Source organism: Amphiplicatus metriothermophilus (assembly GCF_900199215.1).
GTDB lineage: Bacteria > Pseudomonadota > Alphaproteobacteria > Caulobacterales > Parvularculaceae > Amphiplicatus > Amphiplicatus metriothermophilus.
In genome coordinates this window covers 1-22,735 of record NZ_FZQA01000004.1, presented here as the reverse complement: position 1 = coordinate 22,735, position 22,735 = coordinate 1, and the positions used below count along the sequence as shown (strand labels likewise).

Annotated in this window: 15 protein-coding genes and 1 pseudogene; 9 read left to right on the top strand and 7 right to left on the bottom strand. The window is 64.1% G+C overall.

The window, feature by feature from the left end; all coding sequences use genetic code 11:
- Positions 1 to 91: 91 nt before the first annotated feature.
- A complete protein-coding gene (locus tag CHB64_RS09805) occupies positions 92 to 2,707 on the bottom strand; it encodes an MMPL family transporter (RefSeq protein WP_089412453.1) in 2,616 nt (871 codons plus the stop codon).
- A 232-nt stretch (positions 2,708 to 2,939) separates the two neighbouring features.
- Here CHB64_RS09805 and CHB64_RS09800 point away from each other — a divergent pair, with 232 nt between their 5' ends.
- From CHB64_RS09800 to astB, 5 genes are all read left to right on the top strand, one after another.
- Positions 2,940 to 4,181 (top strand): hydrolase, encoded by a 1,242-nt coding sequence (locus tag CHB64_RS09800; protein WP_089412452.1) that lies wholly within the window; start codon positions 2,940 to 2,942, stop codon positions 4,179 to 4,181.
- Positions 4,178 to 5,194, top strand: a complete 1,017-nt coding sequence (locus CHB64_RS09795; protein WP_089412451.1) for an arginine N-succinyltransferase — start codon at positions 4,178 to 4,180, stop codon at positions 5,192 to 5,194. The genes CHB64_RS09800 and CHB64_RS09795 overlap by 4 nt, the downstream gene beginning before the upstream one ends.
- 136 nt (positions 5,195 to 5,330) lie before the next feature.
- On the top strand, positions 5,331 to 6,794 hold the full coding sequence (astD, locus tag CHB64_RS09790; protein WP_089412650.1) for a succinylglutamate-semialdehyde dehydrogenase: 1,464 nt from the start codon (positions 5,331 to 5,333) through the stop codon (positions 6,792 to 6,794).
- Positions 6,795 to 6,804: 10 nt separating this feature from the next.
- Positions 6,805 to 7,083 carry a hypothetical protein gene (locus CHB64_RS09785; protein WP_089412450.1) on the top strand — a complete coding sequence of 93 codons (279 nt, stop codon included), beginning with the start codon at positions 6,805 to 6,807 and terminating at the stop codon, positions 7,081 to 7,083.
- A 62-nt stretch (positions 7,084 to 7,145) separates the two neighbouring features.
- The gene (gene astB, locus CHB64_RS09780; protein ID WP_089412449.1) at positions 7,146 to 8,456 is read left to right on the top strand and encodes an N-succinylarginine dihydrolase; all 1,311 of its coding nucleotides are present in this window, start codon (positions 7,146 to 7,148) and stop codon (positions 8,454 to 8,456) included.
- Positions 8,457 to 8,484: 28 nt separating this feature from the next.
- Here the strand turns inward: astB and CHB64_RS09775 are convergent, their stop codons facing one another.
- Together CHB64_RS09775 and CHB64_RS09770 are read right to left on the bottom strand one after the other, a co-directional pair.
- Entirely contained in the window at positions 8,485 to 10,479 is a 1,995-nt protein-coding gene (locus CHB64_RS09775) for a glycoside hydrolase family 97 protein (RefSeq protein ID WP_260167667.1), read from the bottom strand.
- Between the two features lie 118 nt (positions 10,480 to 10,597).
- Positions 10,598 to 13,093, bottom strand: a complete 2,496-nt coding sequence (locus CHB64_RS09770) for a glycoside hydrolase family 9 protein (RefSeq protein ID WP_089412649.1) — start codon at positions 13,091 to 13,093, stop codon at positions 10,598 to 10,600.
- 122 nt (positions 13,094 to 13,215) lie between these two features.
- Between CHB64_RS09770 and CHB64_RS09765 the strand changes: the two genes are divergently transcribed.
- The 4 genes from CHB64_RS09765 (at position 13,216) to CHB64_RS09750 (ending at position 19,511) form a co-directional block, all read left to right on the top strand.
- Positions 13,216 to 16,491 (top strand): glycoside hydrolase family 3 N-terminal domain-containing protein, encoded by a 3,276-nt coding sequence (locus CHB64_RS09765; protein WP_089412447.1) that lies wholly within the window; start codon positions 13,216 to 13,218, stop codon positions 16,489 to 16,491.
- A 6-nt stretch (positions 16,492 to 16,497) separates the two neighbouring features.
- Positions 16,498 to 17,871 carry a GntP family permease gene (locus CHB64_RS09760; RefSeq protein ID WP_200815316.1) on the top strand — a complete coding sequence of 458 codons (1,374 nt, stop codon included), beginning with the start codon at positions 16,498 to 16,500 and terminating at the stop codon, positions 17,869 to 17,871.
- Between the two features lie 233 nt (positions 17,872 to 18,104).
- The gene (locus CHB64_RS09755) at positions 18,105 to 18,485 is read left to right on the top strand and encodes a hypothetical protein (protein ID WP_143265989.1); all 381 of its coding nucleotides are present in this window, start codon (positions 18,105 to 18,107) and stop codon (positions 18,483 to 18,485) included.
- 201 nt (positions 18,486 to 18,686) lie between these two features.
- Positions 18,687 to 19,511, top strand: a complete 825-nt coding sequence (locus CHB64_RS09750; RefSeq protein WP_089412444.1) for an IS5 family transposase — start codon at positions 18,687 to 18,689, stop codon at positions 19,509 to 19,511.
- Between the two features lie 553 nt (positions 19,512 to 20,064).
- Here CHB64_RS09750 and CHB64_RS09745 read toward each other — a convergent pair.
- The 4 genes and pseudogenes from CHB64_RS09745 to CHB64_RS09740 form a co-directional block, all read right to left on the bottom strand.
- On the bottom strand, positions 20,065 to 20,592 hold the full coding sequence (locus tag CHB64_RS09745; RefSeq protein ID WP_089412443.1) for a putative molybdenum carrier protein: 528 nt from the start codon (positions 20,590 to 20,592) through the stop codon (positions 20,065 to 20,067).
- 107 nt (positions 20,593 to 20,699) lie between these two features.
- On the bottom strand, positions 20,700 to 21,104 hold the full coding sequence (locus tag CHB64_RS15095; protein ID WP_143265988.1) for a DUF4760 domain-containing protein: 405 nt from the start codon (positions 21,102 to 21,104) through the stop codon (positions 20,700 to 20,702).
- A 37-nt stretch (positions 21,105 to 21,141) separates the two neighbouring features.
- Positions 21,142 to 21,801: a hypothetical protein gene (locus CHB64_RS15090; RefSeq protein WP_159462469.1), complete on the bottom strand. Its 660-nt coding sequence runs from the start codon at positions 21,799 to 21,801 to the stop codon at positions 21,142 to 21,144.
- Positions 21,802 to 22,013: 212 nt separating this feature from the next.
- A pseudogene (locus tag CHB64_RS09740) lies at positions 22,014 to 22,649 on the bottom strand (IS3 family transposase); the annotation flags it as partial.
- Between the last annotated feature and the right edge of the window lie 86 nt (positions 22,650 to 22,735).

The window sequence follows — 22,735 nt, the reverse complement described above, 5'->3', positions numbered from 1 at the left end:
GGGGAATGCGGCGCCTTTGAAGCGCCATAGTGGCGAATTTCGCCGCCGACGAACAGGGCCCGGTCCCGCCGAACGGCTGGCGAAAGGCGCCTCATTCGGCCTGTTGCATCCTCTTACGGCGTTTTGCGGCGCGGTTGCGCGATCGCGCTTCGCCGAACCGGAAAGCGGCGGGCAGCACGACTAGCGTGCACACGAGCGTGAACGCGAGAGCGATCGATAAAAGCTCGCCCATGCTCGCCGTGCCGCGATGCGGGGACAGCATCAGCGAGCCGAAGGAGGCCACGGTCGTGAGCGCCGCGAACAGCACCGCCCGAGGGGTCGAGGTGCCATAGACGCCTTCTCCGGCCCGAATCTGCTGTTGGCGCATAACGAGATGAATGCCGCTGTCGACGCCGATGCCGAGCAGCAGCGGCAGCACGATCACATTCGCGTAGTTGAACGGAATGTCGAGCAGCACGCCGGCGGCCGTCGTCAGCGCGGCGGCCAGCATCAGCGGCAGGATCATGAGAAAGACGAGCATCAGGCGACGGACCAGCAGCCACAGGAAAATCGCAATCACGACGAGCGCAAGGCCGGTGGCTTCGAGCATGGCGGCGGAGATGACGTCGCCGGCTTTCTTGGTCTGCAGCGCCCCGCCGGTCACGTCCGGAAACTCCGCGGAGACGGCGTCGACGAAGCGTTCAAGCGCCGCCGGGTCGCGCACGTCCTCTGCGGGCAGAAAGTCGACTCGCCATACGCCGTCCTCGGATCGGTAGCGCCGGGCGAGCGCTTCTGGCAGGGAGTCGAGATCGACGTAGTCGGCGTTGAACTGGGCGCGCAGGCGTTCGATCAGATGCGGCCAGAAAGCGAAGATGTTGCGCTCGATTCGCGCGAGCGTTTCCGGATCGGCCGCGCGCCGCGCCTCAGCGAGGAGGGCGGCGAGCCTCGCCTGGGGGCCGTCCGTGTACGCTTCATTAAGGCGCTCTTCGAGAGCGGCGAGGCCGTCGCCCGTCGGTGCGGCCGGCGCCGGCTCGGCGTCGAGCGCGAAGATGAGCGATCCGGCGGCGAAGTCGATGAGCTCCAGCTTGGCGTCCTGGTCTTCCGGCACGAAGTCGGGCAAGGAGCGCGCGCCGGCGACGGTCTCGATGCGCCGCGCCTTCTCGGCGGCGCGATCGGCCTCCTCGGCGTCGCCGACCAGAAGCGACAGCCGATAAGGGATGGTGTCTTCATCCGTAAACAGAAGGTTGAAGCCGACGACCGACTGGCTGTCAGGATCGCGCAGCGACATCGGGTCGGCGTCGAAGCGCGCCTTGGGCGCAAGCGCAAGCGATGCCAGACCGAGAGCTATAGTCGCCGCCGCCACGGGCGCGGACGCTTTCTCGATAAGCGCGAAAAACTTGCGGATTCCGCCGCCGGCGCGCGGAGCGTGCGGCCGGGGCAGCGCGCCGAGAAGCGCCGGAATGAACGTCACCGAGACGAAAAAGGCGATCAGCACGCCCGCGCCGGCGATGACGCCGAGCTGGGCGATGCCGTCGAAACGGGTAGGCACGAAGGAGAAAAAGGTGAGCGCCGTCGTCGCGGCGGCGAGCGCCATCGCCGTCCCCACCTCGCGCATCGCTCCGAACAGCGCCTGTCGTGTGGCCTGCCCGGCCGCGCGACGCTCCTGCACGTGCAGAAGCAGGTGGATCGCGAAGTCGAGGCCGAGACCGACGAGCAGCACCGTGAACGCGATCGACACCAGATTAAGCTCGCCGACCGCGATCGCGGCGAAGGCGGTGGTGAGCACGAGCGTCACCGTAAGCGAGGCCATCGTCACGGCCGCCAGCGCTGCGGAGCGATAGGCGATCATCAGCAGGAGCGAGACCAGCGCGAAGGACAGCAGGAACGACAGGCCGATCCCGGTCGTGACCGATTCAAGCTCTTCCCCGCGCAGCGCGGGGTCGCCGGTGACGTAGGTCTCCACGACGCCGGGAAAGTTCGCCTCGAGGGCGGCGATTTCCTGGCGAATGGCCTCGATGGCGGGCCTGGCCGGCTGCAGGCGCGAAAAGTCCTGCACGGGCGTGGCGTAGACGAGTCGAAGAAAACCGTTCGAGCCCGGTTCGCCCGCATCGAGCGCGCCCATCCATGAGAATGGCCGCCGCTCGCCGGCCAGACTCGCTTCGACGACATCGGCCAGCTCGGCGTAAATATCGGCGAGGGTCTCCTGACCGAGGTCGGCGCGCTCGGCGAGCGCGTCATTGTCGGCGAGCGTCTGGAACAGCGTATCGGCGGTCGGGCTTTTGACCAGCGTTTCGATGAGCCCGGCGGCCTTGGTCATCTGCGCCAGCCGCGATTCGAGATCGGCCGTATCGAGGTAGAGCAGGCCGTTTTCAAGAAAGAACGGCTCTTCGGCCGGCGCGAAGACTGCGCTTATGACGTCGGATTGCGCGAGAAGCCGCCCGCGCAGAAGCCCGGCGAAGGCGTCCGCCTCGTCGAGCGTATCCGCCTTCACGATGACGATGACGTCGGTCTTGATTTGCGGAAAGGCCTCGCGCAGCGCCCGGGCGTTCTGCTGGAACGGCAGGTCCGGGTCGAGCATCTCGCTGGTGTCGGTGTTGACCTTGAGATGGGTCGCCGCATGCCAGCCGGCGAGCGCCGTCGCCGCGATGAAGAGCGCCACGATCGCCCAGCGCCCGCGCCGGGCGGCCTCGGCCCAGAAAACCAGGAAACGTTCTATGATGCGCAACATGCGGACGGAACTTCAGCGGCGGCGGAGCGGAAACGACGGGCCGGCGCGCATGGCGCGCCGGGGCGAGGCTGCGCGGACTATAGAGAGGTTCAGCCGCCAAGGACAATGACCGCTGCTCGCGCGCGGACGGGCTTCAGGCCGCCTCGATTTGCGGCTTTGCCGCCCATGGGCGGGCGCCTCCTTGCCGGTTCCCGGCCGGGGCGCTAGTCCTGTCGCGCCTATGGCTGGAAACATGGATCTTTCCCACGCCCTGTCGTTCCTCGACGGCAAGCGGGCCGAGATGACCGCGACCCTGCGGGACTGGTGCGCGATCAATTCGGGCAGCCGCAATCTCGAAGGGCTCGCCGCCATGCGCGCCGCCCTCGCCGAAGCCTTCGCCGCGCTTGGCGCCGCGCCGGAGGCCGTTCCGGCGCGCCCCTACGAGGTCGTCACGGAAAGCGGCGAGATCGTCAAGGAGACGGTCGGCGACTGCCTTCGCCTCGTGAAGCGCCCGCAGGCGCCGGTGCGCGTCCTGCTCGCAGGGCACATGGATACGGTGTTCGGCGCCGATCACCCCTTTCAATCGGACCGCTATCTCGACGAGGATGTGCTGAACGCGCCCGGCGGCGCCGATATGAAGGGCGGGCTTCTGGTCATGCTCTACGCTCTGAGGGCGGTGGAGAATTCGCCGCTCGCCGAGCGGATCGGCTATGAGGTCGTCATCAACGCCGACGAGGAAATCGGCTCGCACGGTTCGGCCCATATCCTGACCGACGCGGCGCGGCGCGCGCACTTCGCCTGCGTCTATGAGCCGGCGCTCGCCGACGGCACGCTCGCCGGGGCGCGCAAGGGCAGCGGCAATTTCGCCGCCGTTTTTACGGGCCGCAGCGCGCATGCGGGCCGCGAGCACCATCTCGGGCGCAACGCGGTGGTCGCCGCGGCGGAGTTCATGACCCGCATCGACGCGCTGTCGGGCAGGCGCGAGGGACTCACCGTCAATGTGGCGCGACTCGATGGCGGCGGGCCGGACAATGTGGTGCCGGACCGGGCGGTCGCACGCTTCAACGTGCGCGTCGAGCAGCCTGAGGACGCCGAGTGGTTCTTGCGCGAGGCCGAACGCCTCATCGCCGAAATCGACGCGCGCGCGGGCTATGGCGCGCGGCTGCATGGCGGATTCGGCCGGCCGCCCAAGCCGATGACCCCGCGGCTTCAGGCGTTCTTCGAGGCGCTCAAGGGCGTCGGCGCCGAGCTCGGCCTCGATATAGCCTGGAAGCCGACAGGCGGATGCTGCGACGGCAACAACATCGCTGCGGCGGGGATTCCGGTGATCGACACGCTCGGCGTGCGCGGCGCGAACATTCACAGCGCGGAGGAATATGTGAGGCTCGATTCGCTCGAAGAGCGCGCGAAGCTGTCGGCGCTCCTGCTGCTGCGCGTCGCGGCTGGCGACATTCCCAATCCGGGCGCGCAGCCCGAGGCGGAGACCGCGCGATGACGAAGCCGTTCCTGCGCCCCGTGCGCGAGTCGGATTTCCCGGCGGTGCTCGACCTCGCCCGCCAGTCCGGCGGGGGCATGACGAATCTGCCTGCGGACGAGCAGGCGCTGCGCGCGCGCATCGCCTTCGCGGTCGAAAGCTTCGCCAGGGACGCAAGCATGCCCGGCGGCGAGGTCTACATGCTGACGCTCGATCGCGGCGACGGCCAGGCCGTCGGCACGGCGGCGGTTTTTTCCGCCATCGGTCTCGATTCCGGCTTCGTCAATTACAAGATAAACTGGACCTTCCACGCCTCGAAGCAGTTGAACAAGCGCATCAGCCGGCGCGTGCTGGTGCCGACTCACGATTTCACCGGCAGCGCGGAAGTGGGCTCGCTGTTCGTCTCGCCGGAGATACGCGGCGGCGGCTTCGGCAAGCTGCTGGCGCGGGCGCGCTATCTCTTCATCGCCCAGACGCCGGAGATCATCGCCGAGCATATCTGCGCCGAGCTTCGCGGCTGGCGCGCGCCCGACGGCTCCCAGCCTTTCTGGGACGCGGTGGGCCGGCATTTCTTCGAAATGGATTTCGAGGAGGCCGACGTTCACAACGCCGCGAATGGCAACCAGTTCATCGCCGACCTGATGCCGCGCTATCCGATCTATGTCTGCCTGCTGCCGCCGGCGGCGCGCGACTGTCTCGGCCGGCCGCACGACAACGCCGTCGCGGCCTACAAGATGCTGCTCGACGAAGGCTTCGAGTTCGACGACTATATCGACATCTTCGACGCCGGCCCGCTGGTGGAGGCGAAGACCAAGAACATCCGCACCATACGGGAAAGCCGGGTGCTTGCGGTTTCGGACATTGTCGAGTCGGAAGCCGGCGAAGACTCGATTCTGGCCGCCGGCGCCGTGGCGGCGTTCCGCGCCTGCCGCGCGAAAGCGAAGGTCGCGGGCGAGGAAATCGTCATCGACCGCGAGACGGCGAAAGCGCTGAATGTGGACAAAGGCGCCCGCGTGCGCTGGGTGAAATGGTGAACGGACGATGGGCCTTAATGATCCGGCGGGAGGGCCCGCGCGCCGGGAATGAGGGAGGACCTGCGCGCGCGGCGAATCGCCGGCCATGCTTTCCGCCGCCAGCAGGCCGGCGCCTGCTCAATTCTGGAACGCGAACATGACCGATACAGTTTTCATCGACGGGAAATGGCGCAAGGGCGCCGGCGCGCCGTTCCGTTCTCTTGATCCGTGCACGGGCGAAACCGTGTTCGAAGGTCCGGCGGCGAGCCGCGAGGACGTCGCCGAGGCGGTCGGCGCGGCGCGCCGCGCCTTCCGCGGCTGGGCGCTCAGGCCGGTCGAGGAGCGGATCGCGATCATGGAGCGCTATCGCGACATCATCCTAGAAAAAGCCGACGATCTCGCGCGCCTCATCTCGCGCGAGACCGGAAAGCCATTCTGGGAGACGAAAACCGAAGCGGCCTCCGTCGCGGGCAAGGTCGATATCTCGATCCGCGCCTGGCGTGAGCGCACGGGCGTGAAGGAGACCGCAAGCGGGCCGACGCGCGGGATGCTGCGCCACAAGCCGCATGGGGTTCTCGCCGTGCTCGGCCCGTTCAATTTCCCGGCGCATCTGCCGAACGGGCATATCGTCCCGGCGCTGATCGCCGGGAATGCGCTTGTCTTCAAGCCTTCCGAGCTGGCGCCGGGGCCGGGCGCGTTCATCGTGCGGGCGATGGTCGAAGCGGGCGTTCCGGACGGCGTCGTCAATCTCGTGCAGGGCCCGCGCGAGACCGGCGAGGCGCTGGTCGACGACGAGCGCATCGACGGGCTTTTGTTCACCGGCGGCGCGCGCGCGGGGCTTTCCTTCCACAGGGCCTTCGCCGGCCGGCCGGAGAAAATCCTCGCGCTCGAACTTGGCGGGAACAACCCGCTCATCTGGTGGGACACGGAGGATGTCGAGGCCGCCGCCTGGACGGTCGTGCAGTCATCCTTCCTGTCCGCCGGCCAGCGCTGCACCTGCGCGCGCAGGCTCATCGTGCCGGACGATGCGCGCGGCAAGCGCTATGTGGACGCGCTTGCCGCGCTCGCCGACCGGCTCGTCATCGGCGCGCCTTTCGACGAACCGCAACCCTTTATGGGGCCGGTGATTACGGCGAAGGCGGCCGAGGCGCTGGAGCGCGCCTTCGACGCCCTCGTCGAGCAGGGCGCGGAAGCGATCCGCACCCTGTCGGTGCAGGACGAGGGCGCCGCCTTCGTCTCGCCCGGCATCCTCGACGTCGCCGACGCCGAGGCGGTTCCGGATGAGGAGCATTTCGGCCCGATGCTCCAGGTCTGGCGCGTGAAGGATTTCGACGCCGCCGTCGAACGCGCCAACGCCACCAGATACGGCCTCGCTGCGGGGCTTTTGTCTGACGACGCGAAAAAGTGGGAGACGTTCTTCGCGCTGTCGCGCGCCGGAATCGTCAACTGGAACCGGCAGACCACCGGCGCGTCGAGCGCGGCGCCCTTCGGCGGGATCGGCCGGTCCGGCAATCACCGCCCCAGCGCCTATTATGCGGCGGATTATTGCGCCTATCCGGTGGCTTCGATGGAAGGCGAGGCGCTGCTCGGGATGCCGGAAGGGCAGGTGGGGGTGAGGTAGAAGCGCTGACATGGCGGGCAAACGGGTTTTGACGGTTCTGGCGTGGCTCTCTCTGTTTGGAGCCTTCGTGTGGACCGCGCACAACCTGATCGTGTTCGTTGTCTGTGTTTCTGGAACATGCAGGTCAGACACGTGGATAGCTCTGGTCGGGGTTGCTGCGATGACGGGCGGGCTTTGGCTGCTGACAGTGTTTTTGTTCCGCATGAAGTCGCGCAGGCGATATGGCGTGAAACCGTTATTCGCCATCCACGTCCCGCTCATCCCGGCGAAGGCCGGGATTCATTTCTGAGTCAGTCTGGGTCCCGGCCTTCGCCGGGATGAGCGGAGTGAGAGATCAGAGTAAGGAATAAAATGACCGGTTACGCGGAAGTCAATTTCGACGGGCTGATCGGCCCGACGCATAACTACGCCGGGCTCGCCCTCGGCAATGTCGCCTCGGCGAAGAACGCCGGCGCGGTCTCCAGCCCGAAAAGCGCCGCCAGACAGGGCCTCGCCAAAATGCGCGCGCTTCTTGAGCTCGGCTGCGTTCAGGGCTTTCTGCCGCCCCTGCCGCGCCCGCATCTGCCGAGCCTGCGCGCGCTCGGCTTCACGGGAAGCGACCGGCAGGTGATCGAGAAAGCCGCGAAGGCCGCGCCCGACGTCCTCGCCAATGTCTACTCCGCCTCCTCCATGTGGACGGCGAACGCGGCCACCGTCGCGCCGTCGCCCGACACCCCCGACGGGAAGGTTCATTTCACGCCGGCCAATCTGGCGGCGAATTTCCATCGCGCGATCGAGGCGCCGGACACCGCCCGCGCGCTGCGCCATATCTTCGCCGACCCGGCGCATTTCGTTCATCACGCGCCGCTGCCGGGCGGCGTACACTTCGGCGACGAGGGCGCGGCCAATCACGGCCGGCTCGCGCCGGAGCACGGCGCGCCGGGCGTGCATCTGTTCGTCTATGGCGAGGACGGCGAGCGCTTCCCGGCCCGGCAGAAAAAGCGCGCGAGCGAGGCGGTCGCGCGCCTGCACGGCCTCGCGCGCGAGCGCACGGTCTTCGTGCGACAGGCGCGCGCCGCGCTCGACGCCGGCGCCTTCCACAACGACGTCGTCGGCGTGGCGAACGCCAACGTGCTCTTTCTGCACGAGGAAAGCTTCGAGACGCGCGCGCGCGCGCTCGACGCGATCCGGGCCGCCGCGCCCTTCGTCGAGATCGTCGAGGCGCCGTCACGCGCCGTCTCGCTCGACGACGCGGTCTCGTCCTATCTCTTCAACTCCCAGCTCGTAAGCCTTTCAGGCGGCGAGATGGCGCTGATCCTGCCCGTCGAGTCCGAAGAGAATCCGCGCACGCGCGCTTTCATCGACGAGGTCGTCGCGGCGAACAACCCGATCAACCGCGCGATCTTTCTCGACGTGCGCGAAAGCATGCGAAACGGCGGCGGGCCGGCCTGTCTGCGCCTGCGCGTCGTGCTGAGCGCGCAAGAGCGCCGGGCCGTCAACCAGAGCTTCCTGCTCGATGCGCGCAAGATCGACGCGCTCGAATCGTGGGTGGACGAACATTACCGCGACCGCCTTTCGGTCGAGGATCTGCGCGACCCCGCCTTCATGGAAGAAGCCTTCGCCGCGCTCGACGCTTTGGCCGACCTGCTCGGCATGGGCGCCTTTTACGACTTTCAGCGGTAATCCCTCGCTGCGAGACGACGCCAGCGCGCTATTGCGGCTCCAGCACGAGCGCGGCGCCGCCGTCGGCTGAGAGCGTCAGGCGCAGCGTTTCACCCGGGAAGACGTCGCGCTGCGAGACGGCGAGGCTCGCCGGGCCGTCGGCGCCGTCCTGCCACAGACGGGCCCCCCAGAGGCGCGCGCCGGCTTCGAGGAAGTCGAGGGGAACGTCGATCTCGCGCGGCGCCTCGTTGGTCATCGCGCCGACGAACCAGCGTTTCCCCTTGCGGCGCGCGACGACGACATATTCGCCGATGTCGCCGCCCAGGAACCGTGTCTCGTCCCAGTCCGTCGGAACAAGCCGGATGAAATCGAATCCCGCGGGGCTTTGCGCGTAGGCGTCCGGCGTGTCCGCGACCATCGCCAGCGGACTTTCATAGACGACATACATGGCCAGCGCCTGTCCGCGCGTGGTCATCACCTGAGGCGCGATGAAGCGCGGCGAAAACTCTTCGGGGCTGACATTGCGGAAGCCGCCCGGCGTGTAGTCCATCGGTCCGAGGATCAAACGCGTAAAGGCGAGCGTCACATTGTGCCGGCTCGTGATGCGGCGGGACCATTTATTGTATTCCGCGCCGAGCACGCCCTCCTGCGTCAGATAATTCGGATAGGTTCGCGAGAGGCCGGCGGGGGGAAAGGCGCCGTGCAGGTTGACGCTCAGTCCATGCCGCGCAGCCGTTGCGAGCAGGCGGTGATAGAAGTCGACCATCTCTTGGTCGTTGCGGTCCATGAAGTCGACCTTGATTCCGGAGACGCCCCACTCGCGAAACAGCGCGAATTTGGCGTCCATGTCTTCCTCGACGTCGCGCCAATGCGCCCAGATGAGAATGGCGACGCCGCGCTCTTTCGCATAAGCGGCGAGCGCAGGAATGTTGATATGCGGCCCGGCCATGCGCGTAACGTCGCCCTGGCCGCGATAATGAAAGGTCGTCGGGCTGGCCTGCGTCGCGTACCAGCCTTCGTCGATCAGCGCGTATTCGAGCCCGGCCTCTGCGGCGAAGTCGATGAAGGCGCGTTCGGTCTCGTCGTTGACGCCGGGATTTTCGACCGCGGCGAGCGTCGGCCCGTTCCACCAGTCCCAGGCGGATTTGCCGGGCCTGACCCAGGAGAAATCGCCGGACGGCGCCGGCGCGAGCGCGCTGACAAGCGTCGATTCGATGAAGGCGCCGGGGTGATCGGCGATCATCACGACGCGCCACGGCGTGCGGAAACGGCCGGTCGCGGTTTTCACCGCGACGCGCCGGCCGACGGAGTCGGCGAGTCCGTCATGGCGCGGCGGCAGCGCGATCTGGACGCCCATGCCGCCGTCATCGCGCCCGCGCAGAAACATGCCGGCGTAATCGCGCAGGTCGGACTCGGCGATCGCGAAGGCGGCGCCGCCGGTCTCGCAGACGAGCGGCGCGAAATAAAGATGGTGCGGGCGGATCAGCGACGCCGGCGCGGGATCGTATTCTCCCTCGAAGGAGGAGTTCCAGCGCCCGATGTTCACGCCGTGGCAAACCGGCTCGCCGGCGAAGAAAAAACCGGTGCGCTCGGCGTAAAGATACGCCGGCGCGCGCGCCGACTCATAGCGGAAGGCGACGCCTTCATCATAGGCGCGGAAGACGATGCGCCAGACGCGGCCTTCTCCGTCGGCGAGGTCTACAGACATCTCGCGCCACGGCGCGACGATTCCGCGCGCGCGTCCGGGCAGGTCGAAGCGGCCCTGTCCGCGCCGGCGCGAGACGGCTTTTAGCGACAGGCCGTCTCCGAATGATCCGTCCTGGCCGAAATCAAGACCGAGCGCGGAGTCGGCGATCAGCGTCTCGCCGCGATAATCGATCCGGTAAAACGGCCTCCCGTCCGCATCAAGATCGACCGTCGCCAAGATGCCGCCGTCGGGGGAGGCGACGCTTTCTGCTGCGTGGGCCGATGACGCGGGGCCGGTTGGGGCGTAGATCACAAAAAAGCCCGCAACGAAGGCTATGAGGCGAACAGCAGAAAACATCGCGGACGCGCGCGGCGAGATGCTGTTTCCTGTCATTTGTCGCCTCCCGGGCTAATGATCGTGCGGGTGCAAATAGAACGCGAAGCCGCCTCGGGGCGCCGCCCTAACGCGTATGCCGTCAGCGAGGTTGCGCGGACGAGGCCTCCCGATGAGCCAAAGCGTCAGCGGCGGCGGCGAGATAGAGGTACCGCGCGGCGAGCGTGATGACGTATTCATTCTCGCCCCACAGAAATGGCCAGTTCTCCTTGTTCTCGGGAAAATCGGGCTTGATAATGAGGACGCCCGGCACGACGCCTCCCGCGATGAAGCTGAAATCCGCCCTGTTCGTTCCGTAGGCGACCTCTTTCGAGCGCGCGCCGACCGCGGAGACGAGCGAAAGGTTCGACGCCGGATGCCGGCCGAAGATGTAATCGAGACCGCGGAAAAGGCCCTCGTCCCCGATGATCTCCGGAAACGCCCTGTGCAGGACGTAGTTGGCGATTGCGAATTCGACGACGGCGCCGGCGCCGGCCCAGCCGCCCGTCGTGATCGGCGTCCCGAAAGGATTGGCGCGGGCGATTTCATCCGTGTGCGCCTTGAAGGCGCGTGCGGCCGATTCAAGCTTCGCCCGGTAATCCTCGGGCATGAACGGCGCGGCCTTCAGCGCCATCGGCGCGACGAGAGAGAACCGGTCTTCGACGGCGGGCCACAGCTCGGCGACGCGCCGGGCGTACTTGTCGTCCTGCGTCGTTGCAAGGAGTTCGACCGCGGCGTTGAACTCCTCGATTTCGAGCGGACCGCCCGTCGTATTGCCGTGGCGGAACAGATGCGGCGGATGAGATCGTTCCTCGTCCCACACGCGCGCGGCGATCGCGAAGGCTTCTTCGGCGAGGGCGTCGTCATAGCCGCGAAGGGCTCGGCTCGCCGCCGCAAGCGCCGCCGCTGAGCCGTAGTTGAGCGCGCTCGATTTATTCGTGAACGCCCATCGGTCGTCCTTGACGCCGCTGCGTCCGTTTTTCGACTCTCCCGGCTTGAGACGCGGATCGTGGACGAGATTGTCCGTCTTGGCGCTGGCGTCGCCGAGATGCGTATACTGATCGAGATCCGGCTCGACGATGCCGTTGATTGCATGGCCGACGGCCTTGTGCTGAGCGACGAGGTGCAGCGTTCCATGCTTGATCTGCTGGAGAATGTCCGGCGCGCCGTCCGGCATGTGCAGGTCGACATAGCGCCGATTCCAGTCGACCGTCGCCGTGTCGCGATCGATCCTGAACTCTTCCCATGCGGCGACGAGGCTGAGGACGGTCGCATATTGGCTTTGCGTCCGGATGTCGTAGTCGCCCGCGTCGAACCATCCGCCGACGTTGAGGCCCGGAATGTGCTCCATCGGCTTGAATCTCGTGTCCGTCGTCGGCCCTTGGCGATAGAGGTCGTGATGTTCGTGATCGACGGGCGCCTGTAGCGCGTCGTCGCGATGGGGCTCGCCGTGCCAGACGCGATAGGCCTCGTTGACGAACATGTGGTCCATTTGCACGGGAAAGAATATGTCGAGCGTCGGACGCCACGTCGTCGCGTAAACGTCTTTGTCGATCGAGAACGGCGCTGAGCGGGCCCCGTCATACTCGATGACATAGAGGCCGGGCGTCGTGACGCTGCTGAAATCAAACGTCGCGTAATTGTAGCGCAGATAAGCGCCCCAGGGCTCGACCGGTCCCGAATAGGCGGTTTCGACGCCGCCGTCCGCGTCGACTCTGAGCAGCCGCGCCGTCTTCGCCGGGCGGTCGTTTTTGTCAAGCTCGACGATCGCGACCTTCGGCTGCGCGGGCGTATAGCCGACCTGGGAGTAGGAGACGACGGGCGGGCGAACCCAGTCCGCAATCGTCGAGCCCGTCAGCGTCCATTCGACGACGCGGCCCGTTTCGCCAGCGGGGATCAGCGTGCGCAGCACGTACCAGCCGTTCTGCGCCTGGTTGCGACCGTCATAGAGCGCGATCTCTCCGCGGGAGGACCTGACGACGACGCGGCGTTCGGGATCTTCCGGGGCCAGCGTGACGGACCTGCCTGCAGCGAAAGGCAAGGGCTCGGCCCGCCCGTTTTCGACCGGCCCCATGTCGCTCGCCGGGTAGCGCGGAAAAAGTCCGCTCTTTCCGTCGGCGATGAACGCCTTGCCGAAATAGGCGGCGGGGAGGAATTCGAGATTGAACCCGGCGCGGCCTTCGAGCGCTTCAGGCAAGGGCGCGTCGAGGTTGACGGAAAGGACGACGCCGTCGTCGCGCGCTTCAGCCCTTATCACGTATGTGAAATCATATTCGGGATAGGCGAGCGTGGCTTCGATCGTTCCCCGTTCGGGGTCGATCGTGCGGTCGAGCAATCGGCCGATCGGATCCCATTGGCCGGGCGTCGCGCTCAGGCGGACGTCGCCATTGGTCGCCGTTCTTTCCTCGTGATGAATGATCTCGACGCCGCTGATCTTCGAATCGCTGAAAAGGCTGTCGTACCAGTTGCTGAAAACGAGAACGTTGAGCCCGCGCGTCTCGTAATAGCCGGCGTCGTTCAGCGCCAGCTCCGCCGCTGCGGCGTGCGCGCTCCCTGCTGCAAAGGCGGCGATCGCCGTCTTGAAAATGCGCGATTGCATGGCGTTCCTCCCGCTGGCGCGCATCCGGCGACGGCCGCCCGCATTTCTCGCTTGAAAACAGACGCCAAACCCGCGACCTTTTATAAAAACAATGTTCTTAATGAATAAGGGGAGGCGAGACGATGGGCAAGACTGGAGACGCGCCGGCAGGCCCGCCCGCGCGCGGGCGATCGTGGGCGGCGGGCTTCGCCCGTCTGATTTGCGCGCTTGTCGTCGCTCAGGCCTTTGTTTTTCATCATGTCGCGCGCGCAGCGCCTAGCGACAGCGCGCTTCAGGCGCTCGTTGAGCGCATGACGCTTCGCGAGAAGCTGGGCCAGCTCAACCAGATCGCGGGCGGGCGAAGCAAGGCGTTGAACTCAAGGATCGACGAAGCGGAGCTTGAGCGAATCCGGCGCGGCGAGGCAGGCTCTTATCTGCATGTCGCCGGCGCGGAATTTCTGAAAGATCTTCAGAAGGCCGCCGTCGAAGACTCCCCTCACGGCGTTCCGCTTCTTTTCGCGATGGATGTCGTGCACGGCTATCGCACCATATTCCCGGCTCCCATCGCGATGGCGTCGAGTTTCGATCCCGAGATCGTGCGCAAGGCGGCCCGGGTCGCCGCCGTCGAGGCGTCCGCCGCGGGCCTTCATTGGACGTTCGCGCCGATGATCGATATCGCGCGCGATCCCAGATGGGGGCGGATCGTCGAAGGGGCGGGGGCCGATCCCTATCTCGGATCGGTCATGGCGGCCGCTCAGGTCGAGGGCTATCAGAATGGAGACCTCGCCGCGCCCGATACGATCATGGCGACGGCGAAGCATTTCGGGGCGTACGGCGCGGCGGAGGGCGGACGGGACTATGACTCGGCCGATATTTCGGCGCGCACGCTTCACGAAGTCTACCTGCCTCCCTTTTACGCCGCGGCGAAAGCCGGCGCCGGCGCGATGATGACGGCGTTCAACGATATCGCCGGCGCGCCGACGACCGCCAACAGGGCGCTCGTGCGCGATCTTCTGAAAGGCGAATGGGGCTTCGAAGGGGTCGTGGTGAGCGACTGGAACGCGGTCGCCGAGCTCATCGAGCACGGCGTCGCCCCGGATCGCCCTGCGGCCGGCGCGCTCGCGCTCGACGCCGGCGTCGATGTCGACATGATGAGCGGCGTCTTCGCGGACGATCTGGAAGAGGCGATTCGACGTGATCCTGCTCTGGCGTCCCGCCTCGACGAGGCGGTGCTGCGGGTGCTGAAGGCGAAAAGGGCGCTCGGCCTGTTCGATCGGCCCTATCAGTATCATGACGGCGCGCGCGAGCAGGTCTTTCTGTCTGCGGAGCACAGGGCCGTCGCCAGGGAGGCGGCGCGCAAATCCATCGTGCTTCTGAAGAACGAAGGCGGTCTGCTGCCGCTGACGGACGGTTTTTCGCGAGTGGCGGTGGTCGGCGCGCTTGCCGAAGACGCGCTCTCGCAGCTTGCGTCGTGGCGCGCGCAGGGCGATCCGTCCGACGTGATCGACTTCGTACAGGCGTTGCGCGATAGACTTGCGAACGCGAAGATCGAATACGAGCCCGGCGCGGATGCGCGCACGATCGATCGCGACGGCGTCAGGAAAGCGGTTCGGGCCGCAAGGCGCGCCGATCTCGTGATTCTCGTCGTGGGCGAGGACTACGACCTGAGCGGCGAGGCGCGCAGCCGCTCGAGCGTGGAGCTTCCCGCGCCTCAGCAGGAACTCGCCGACGCCGTTCTGGCGCTCGACAAGCCGACCGTCGTCATTCTCGCCAACGGCCGTCCGCTCGCCGTCGAGTCGGTCGTCGAGCGCGCCGACGCGGTTCTCGAAAGCTGGTTTCTCGGCGTCGAAGCCGGTCCTGCGCTCGTCGACATCCTGACCGGGGCGCCGCCGCCGGGAGGCAAGTTGCCTGCCGCCTTTCCGCGCCGGACGGGGCAGACGCCCGTCATATATGACCATCGCAACACGGGCCGGCCCGCCGATCCGGACCCCGGCAAGGATACGACCCGCTATCTGGATCTTCCGATCACGCCCCTGTTTCCTTTCGGCCACGGATTGAGCTACGCGCCTTTCGACTATTCCGGTCTTGAGGTTTCGAAACGCTCGATCGGCGCGCGGGACGAAGTCGAAGTCCGGTTCACGCTTTCGAACGCCGGCGCGCATGTCGCCGAAGAGGTCGCCCAGCTATACATTCGCGATCCGGTCGCCAGCGTCGCGCGGCCGGTTAAGCAGCTGCGGGGCTTCCGGCGCGTGCGTCTTGCGCCGGGCGAAGCGGCGCAGATCGTCTTCACCCTCGCGCCGGCGCAGTTCGCGTTTTACGACGATGAGGGGCGCTGGACGGTCGAGCCCGGCGCCGTCGAACTCATGATCGGTTCGTCTTCGGCGGATATTCGTCTGCGCGAGACTATAGAGATTACGGAAACCGCCCATTTCGCGACGCCGGCTCCTGCGATCGCCACGCGTGTCGAAACAAGAACGACCGGCGGCGAAGCCGGCCGCGTCCGGCGCCTTGCGCCGGAGATCGACGCGCTCGTTCCTCCCGGGGCGAAGCTTGAAATTCTGGGAAGCGGATTTCAGTGGGCGGAGGGTCCTGTCTGGATAGAAGAGGAGAGGGCGCTTTATTTCACCGACGTGCCGAAGAACCGCATGTATCGCTGGACGGCCGAGCGCGGCGTCGAGCTGTTTCTCGAGCCCTCCGGCGGCGCCGGCGAGGACGCGTCCGCCATGCGCGAGCCCGGCGCGAACGGCCTGGCGCGCGATCCTGAACGTTCCTCGGCCCTGCTTCTCGGCGATCACGGCGCCCGGGCGATCACCCGCCTCGATCGCAAGACGCTGCGCCGGGAAATCGTCGTCGGCCGCTTCGAGGGCGCGCGCTTCAACAGTCCGAACGATCTCGTCGTCGCGAAAGACGGCGTCATTTACTTCACGGACCCGCCTTACGGGCTGCGCGGACTCAACGCGGCGCCGGAGAAGGAGCTCGCCGTCAACGGCGTCTACGCGCTGCATCCCGACGGACGGCTCGAGCGCATCATCGATGCGCTGACGTTTCCGAACGGCGTCGCGCTTTCTCCCGATGAGAGCACGCTTTACGTCTCGAACTCCGATCCGGATCATCCGGTCATCATGGCGTACGACCGCGCGCCCGACGGCGGGATCGCCAATTCGCGCGTCTTTTTCGACGCGCGCGCTTTGCAGGGCGAAGACGCGCCGGGGCTGCCTGACGGCATGGCCGTCGCGCCTGGCGGCGCGCTGTTCGCGACAGGTCCCGGCGGCGTGCTGGTTCTCTCTCCGGAAGGGGCGCTTCTCGGCGTCGTCGAGACCGGTCTGCCGATCGCCAATTGCGCGCTCGATGGCGACGGCGCGTATCTTTATCTTACTTCGCAATCGCTTCTCGCGCGCATTGCCGTGAACGCGCGATAGGCCAGGATGATGGATCCCGCCTCGCCGCTCTATCTCGGCCTCGTTCTGACCGGGGCCGTCCTCGCCCTTTTGCTTCTGATCGTAAGGCTCAAGGTTCCCGCGTTTTTCTCGCTCATGCTGATCAGCGCCTGCGCCGGCCTTCTGCTCGGCGTTCCGCCTACGGACATGGCCGAGACGATCCGCGCCGGCATGGGGAGCGTGCTGGGGTTCATCGCCGTCGTCGTCGGCCTCGGCGCCATGCTCGGCGCGCTCCTGGAGCGGGCCGGCGGCGTCGAGGCGGTCGCGGCGGCCCTTGTTCGCGGGAAGAGCGCGGCGCGCCTTCCGTGGATGATGGGGCTCATCGGCCTCATCGTCGCCATTCCCGTCTTTTTCGACGTCGCGCTGATCATCCTGGCGCCCGTGCTGTTCCGACTCGCCGCCAGGGCGGGGCGTCCGCTGCTTTTCCTTGCAGTTCCCCTGCTGGCTGGCCTCGGCGCGGCCCACGCCTTCATTCCGCCGACGCCGGGCCCGGTCGCCGTCGCCGCGCTCATGAAGGCGGATCTCGGGCTTGTCATCCTGTTCGGCGCGCTCGCCGGGATTCCCGCCGCGGCCGTCGGCGGTCCTTTGTTCGCGTACGTTCTTTTCCGCGACGGGCGCGCGCCGGCGGAGGGGGCGGAAGGCTTTCCCGAGCAGCCGCGGGCGGATCAGGCCGGCCCTGAGCCGCCGAAGCGGCGGGCGAGTCTGGCCGCGGCGCTCGTCTTCATTCTCCTGCCTCTCGTCCTGATCGCCGGCGCGACGGTCGTCGATGTCGCAAAACTGTCCGGCTGCGCGGCTGAGACCATGCGCTTCATCGGTCATCCGTTCACGGCGCTGCTCATCGCGGTGGCGCTTTCATACGCCCATGCCCGGATGCGCCTCGGCCTCGACGCGCGCGCGCTCAATCAGGCCGCCGCGCGCGCGCTGGAGCCGGCCGGCGCCGTCATCCTCGTGACGGGCGCCGGGGGCGTTTTCAAACAGGTGCTGGTCGACTCCGGGGCGGGGGTGCGCATCGCCGAGGCCGTGGCGGACGCAGGGCTGCCGCTCCTCGGCTTCGCCTTCGTGATCGCCGCCGTCATCCGGATCGCCCAGGGATCGGCGACCGTCGCGATGATCACGGCCGCCGGCCTCGCTGCGCCTGTCGCGCAGGCGGTCGGCGCGGACGCGGTCGAAACGGCGCTCGCCGCGGTCGCCGTCGCCGCTGGCGCGACCGTGCTTTCCCATGTCAACGATTCCGGCTTCTGGCTCGTGAGCCGCTATTTGGGGCTGACGGAAATGCAGACGCTCAAATCCTGGACTGTCGCGTCGACGCTTGTCGGCTTGACGGGATTTGCGGTCGTCCTCGCTTTGGGGGCGGTTCTTTGAGGTCCCGCCGCCCGCCCGACCAGCGCCCTGGCCTTGAGGCTGATGGCTCCCCGGGCCGGAACGCAAGGAAAAAATGCGCCTACGGATTACGCCATTGTTCCGTGGGCGGTTTCTCGGATTTTCGGCGCGCTCGCATCCGCATCGGTTCGCGCGGATGTCAGCAGGGATGTCATCATCTTCTGTCGATGCCCGCCTGGATGGCGGAAGAGAACGGTAAGGAACGACGATGTTCGATGCAAGAGAGACGACCGAAAGCGTCGCTGACCTGCGCCGGCGCTGGCGCATGGCGCACGGCGCAGCACAGGCTGCGCTTGTGGGAGCTCGATAACGCGACGGCGGCGGACGATCAGCGGGCGGAGGACGAACGCCGCGCGCTGGCGGACGAGATGGACGCGCTATCCGTGGCCATCGCCGCGGCCGAGCCGGGCGACTGGCGCGAGATTGCCGATATGGTCGATCAGCTGGCGGAGCGCCTCGCCGAGCCCTGGGCGGGGGCGTCGGGCGAGCCAGACCCCGAGACCGCCCATCTGCTTGGAGTCTCCGGCAATCCCGGTGCGGTTCACTTGGAACAAACTCATCGATCAGCCATGGCGCATCACGTCCATCGGCTCTAGTGATTAGATAAATGCGTGATGTTCAGCGAAGTTGGTATGACACTCTCGGCCAGATAAACTTCCGCGTCGCGCAACTTCGATATGATTTCTTCACGGCGATATCGCTTTCCAGACGCCTTCTAAGTGTCTGCTCCAAAAAGAGGTGTGTGATTTCAGCGACTTATGATTCTCTGTGATTTGCGACGATCACGGAGGATCACGATGCCTTGGACTGAAATCACACGCCCGCACTATGAGCGGCATTGCGCGCGCTACGCAAGCGATCTGACGGATGGCGAATGGGAGCTGATTGAGGGTGAGTTGCCGGCGCCGCGCCGTTTGGTGCGCCCGCCGAAATGGCCGATGCGGGAGATTGTGAACGCGCTGATGTATCTCGCGGCGGCGGGCTGCGCGTGGCGGCTGTTGTCGAAGGATTTCCCGCCGTTCTCGACGGTGCAGAAATATTTCTACCGCTGGCGCGACGAAGGGTTGCTTGAAATCATCAGCCACAGGCTGGTCGCCGCGGCGCGTGAGAGGGAGGGCCGCGAGGCGCAGCCGACCGCGGGCGTCATCGACAGCCAGAGCGTGAAAACCACCGAAAGCGGCGGGATTTCGGGTTTCGACGCTGGCAAAAGGATCAAGGGACGTAAACGCCATATTCTCACCGACACACAGGGCTTTCTTCTTGCTGCGCTCGTCCACGCCGCCGACATTCAAGACCGCGATGGCGCGCCCGCAGTGCTCGGCGAGGCGCGGCACAGGGTTCCCTGGATGCGCCATGTTTTCGCCGACGGCGGTTATGCGGGCAAGAAATTGCGCCGGGCCCTGACGAAAATCGGCGACTGGACGATCGACATCATCAAGCGCTCCGATAGCGCCAAGGGCTTTACCGTCCTGCCGCGCCGGTGGGTTGTCGAACGAACCTTCGCCTGGCTCGGACGATGCCGCAGGTTGGCCAAAGACTGGGAGCGGACGATTGAAAGCGCTCTCGCATGGCTCTTCATCGCTCATATCCGCATCCTTACACGCAGGCTCGCTAGACCTTGATCGAAAAGGCTTCATTGTGATTCAGGTTCTAAGTATCGCGATGATGTTCCGGCTGCTGCGTTCGCTTCGAGAACGGTCAGCCTCCAATCCTCGGTGAAACGCGATTTGCGCATGTCCGTCGTCTCCTTCCGGTTGACGGACTCACCTTTCAAATAAGGGCCAAGCCGGGCGCAGGTCAAACTCACCCTCAATCAGCTCCCATTCTCCATCCGTCAGCAGGCGACTCAATGCTATCCTCTCCCATGGCGGCTCTCCTCTCTGCTTGATGATTCGATGGTTCGAACCACTCAAGCCCGAGTCGGGAGCCGCCAGCTCAGAATCCAATTTGCGAAAGAAACCCTACGTTATCCTCATAGTGCGGGCGTGTGATTTCAGTCCAAGGCATCGTGATCCTCCATGATCGTCGCAAATCACAGAGAATCATAAGTCGCTGAAATCACACACCTCTTTTTGGAGCAGACACTCAGCACGGCGGCGGTGAACGTGCGGAGACCGAAGAAGCCGAATAAAGGTAAAAAATCAAACGGCTCTCTTCTTGAGCCTAGAGAGAGCCCTAAAGCTCTTTGACGTGTAGTGTCTTCAGCAATTCCTCGATTAATTGTTTTGATTTCTGATAAATCCCCGGAGCCTCACTCTCACGTGGACCCGCGAAATTCAATATCAATTCTGGTTGATTTACGCCCTGCACAAAGCCAACGATTTTTTCCAGCTGGCATTCCTGCGACAGGTCAATAACAACGTAAGGCTTGGACCACTTATGCGCCATATCAATGGTATAGTTGGTGCCAGGTGAGTCGCGGAATGTAGCATTTGGCAGGAAAATAAGCGTCGCGGTGGAATCTCGAACATTCCATTCAGTACGCTGTTCAACAGCAGAATCAGGCGTTTCCTTCATTTCCGGATAATTTACCAGCAGACCGGGAGGCTCTGTCAGGTCTTCTGCCCAACCTCCGGCAGGGCACCAACCTGAATATTGAATTTCGTTACTGACTGCAGTATCAAGCGCTGCTCGGTCTACGCCGGATTGTCCGCCTGAGTTGATGATCAGTTTTTTTATAATGTTCAATTCTTTTTTCTCCATGGCGGTATTTTACCCAACCAGTTTTTACGATGGAACTTGCAGGCCAGCTTGTACAAATCTCCGAAATGCACAAAGAAATCCCTGCCACGAATTGATTGATGTCCTAGTTAAACTTGTGCATCGTCAAGATATTCTTTCAGTATTTCATACTGATGGCAAATGCTTTCACCCCATGATGATCTGAGAAAAACATCTGCACTCCGTGCATCGACGATGCCGCCAGTGATCAAAATGCCAGCCTGATCGTAACTTGCACAGACGCGATTCGCGAATCCCTTATCTTCCGGTGTCCATTGAGAATAGTCCAGCTTGTGAAGACGTGTCCGAAGCTCTCTACGTGCTACCGAAAATTCCTCTTGCGACAAATATTGATGCAGGTAAAAAAATGATTGCTGGTTTCGCGTGCGTATATCATGAGAAACGCGCCATAATGCAATCAGAACACCAGCAGCTGCAAAAGTCGAAGCAATATTTGCAACCAATTGCCAAAAAGCGAGCAACTGCGGCGACATGTTTCCCCTCCCTTACAAATCACCCATAAACTCGTGCTTACATAAAGATTTCAGTGGACAGACTTAAGACATACACAACCAAATAAATTACAGTATAGATGCCGACAATCCAAGGCAGACGATTCCACACCAATCCGCGAGTCTGCGCTTCGATTTTTAATTCATGATAAGGCTTCCCTGTTGAATCTTTTTTAAGATTACCATTTTTATCTTTTGCAGGTTTTTTGTGAAGCTTTTCATGATCATCTTTGTGCAACTCCTCACGTGCATTTTCCTCGCCTTTATCGTGTATGACATTTAATTCAGCCGCTTCGTGTAACTCACAAAGTCTCTTTCGTGCCAGCGAAAAACGATGATATGCTGTCTTCATTCTAAAACGATGTTTGCGCGCAGCAATATTGCTTAAGTAGGAAATCGTGATCAGGATAGCGCAAGAAGCAATGACAAGCATGACTTGTGGTACAACATTTTCAGTAGGCAGAATTAGCTTGAAAGGCGCTAACGAAAACCCAACGACCGCCGCCACAAGAATCCCGGCCAGCTTCGCTCTCTGGTTATCATAATGCTTATATTGCTTTAGATATTCTTCTGCAAAAAACAGAAGCAACTCTGTCTCAGCATCTAATTCTCGTTGTTTCTCGCCAGAAGCAGGAGTTTGCCCTTTTAGGGACCGAACCTCTCCGGGCAGCAAAGCCACAATTGTCTTGTTCCGGCTTTTGCCGAAATATTGGTCGAATAGTTGATCGACCAAACACTCTCTATCATTTTGTGTGTTTAGCATTGCCCCACCCGCAACCCGAAGCAGAGACTTTATCAAACATCAATTGGGACGCGAAGGGTACCGAAGTGGCCTGACCCATCGAGGTGCTCCAAGCCAATTGTTAGACTCGGCGGGTTGTGCAGCGGCGTTCATGCCGCCACGCCCTCAATGTAAGGCGGCATGAACGGCTTTGGCAAGATGGCTTTCGGCGCAGGCGGTCTGTAGCCGAGCGATGAATGCGGACGGAACGTGTTGAAGTGCTCGCGCCACCATTCGATCAGGGTTTTCGCTTCTTTCATCGTGTAGAAGATTTCCCGCGCGAGCAGTTCGTCTCTGAGTTTGGAGTTGAAGCTCTCGCAATAGCCGTTTTCCCATGGGCTTCCCGGTTCGATGTAGAGCGTCTTGACGCCGAGCCTCGCCAGCCATGCGCGCAATGCCTTTTCGATAAATTCGGGCCCGTTGTCGGAACGAATGTGATCCGGTGGACCGTGCGAGAGAAAGAGATCGGCCAGCACCTCAAGGACAATCCTCGCGTTGAGCCGTCGCTCCACCCGGATCGCCAGACACTCACGTGTGAACTCATCAATGACGCACAGCATGCGGAACGGTTTGCCGTGATGGGTTCGATCCATCACGAAATCATAACTCCAGACATGGTTGCGGTGTTGCGGCCAGAGCCTCACGCAGGAGCCGTCATTCAGCCATAAACGCCCGCGTTTCGGTTGCTTCTGGGGAACTTTCAGCCCCTCATGCCGCCAGATGCGATAGACCCGCTTTGACCCGACCCCTTTGAACGCAGCCACGAACAAGGAAACAAATGGCTGCATTCAAGGAGATAGAGAATGTCGGGAAAACGATATCGCCCAGAAGA

Coding starts and splice junctions, on each gene's coding strand:
- CHB64_RS09800 (WP_089412452.1), top strand. CDS start 2,940: ATGGATCTTTCCCACGCCCTGTCGTTCCTCGACGGCAAGCGGGCCGAG.
- CHB64_RS09805 (WP_089412453.1), bottom strand. CDS start 2,707: ATGTTGCGCATCATAGAACGTTTCCTGGTTTTCTGGGCCGAGGCCGCC.
- CHB64_RS09795 (WP_089412451.1), top strand. CDS start 4,178: ATGACGAAGCCGTTCCTGCGCCCCGTGCGCGAGTCGGATTTCCCGGCG.
- CHB64_RS09750 (WP_089412444.1), top strand. CDS start 18,687: ATGCCTTGGACTGAAATCACACGCCCGCACTATGAGCGGCATTGCGCG.
- CHB64_RS15095 (WP_143265988.1), bottom strand. CDS start 21,104: ATGTCGCCGCAGTTGCTCGCTTTTTGGCAATTGGTTGCAAATATTGCT.
- CHB64_RS09765 (WP_089412447.1), top strand. CDS start 13,216: ATGGGCAAGACTGGAGACGCGCCGGCAGGCCCGCCCGCGCGCGGGCGA.
- CHB64_RS09770 (WP_089412649.1), bottom strand. CDS start 13,093: ATGCAATCGCGCATTTTCAAGACGGCGATCGCCGCCTTTGCAGCAGGG.
- CHB64_RS09760 (WP_200815316.1), top strand. CDS start 16,498: ATGATGGATCCCGCCTCGCCGCTCTATCTCGGCCTCGTTCTGACCGGG.
- CHB64_RS09745 (WP_089412443.1), bottom strand. CDS start 20,592: ATGGAGAAAAAAGAATTGAACATTATAAAAAAACTGATCATCAACTCA.
- CHB64_RS09775 (WP_260167667.1), bottom strand. CDS start 10,479: ATGTTTTCTGCTGTTCGCCTCATAGCCTTCGTTGCGGGCTTTTTTGTG.
- CHB64_RS09755 (WP_143265989.1), top strand. CDS start 18,105: ATGCAAGAGAGACGACCGAAAGCGTCGCTGACCTGCGCCGGCGCTGGC.
- astB (WP_089412449.1), top strand. CDS start 7,146: ATGACCGGTTACGCGGAAGTCAATTTCGACGGGCTGATCGGCCCGACG.
- astD (WP_089412650.1), top strand. CDS start 5,331: ATGACCGATACAGTTTTCATCGACGGGAAATGGCGCAAGGGCGCCGGC.
- CHB64_RS09785 (WP_089412450.1), top strand. CDS start 6,805: ATGGCGGGCAAACGGGTTTTGACGGTTCTGGCGTGGCTCTCTCTGTTT.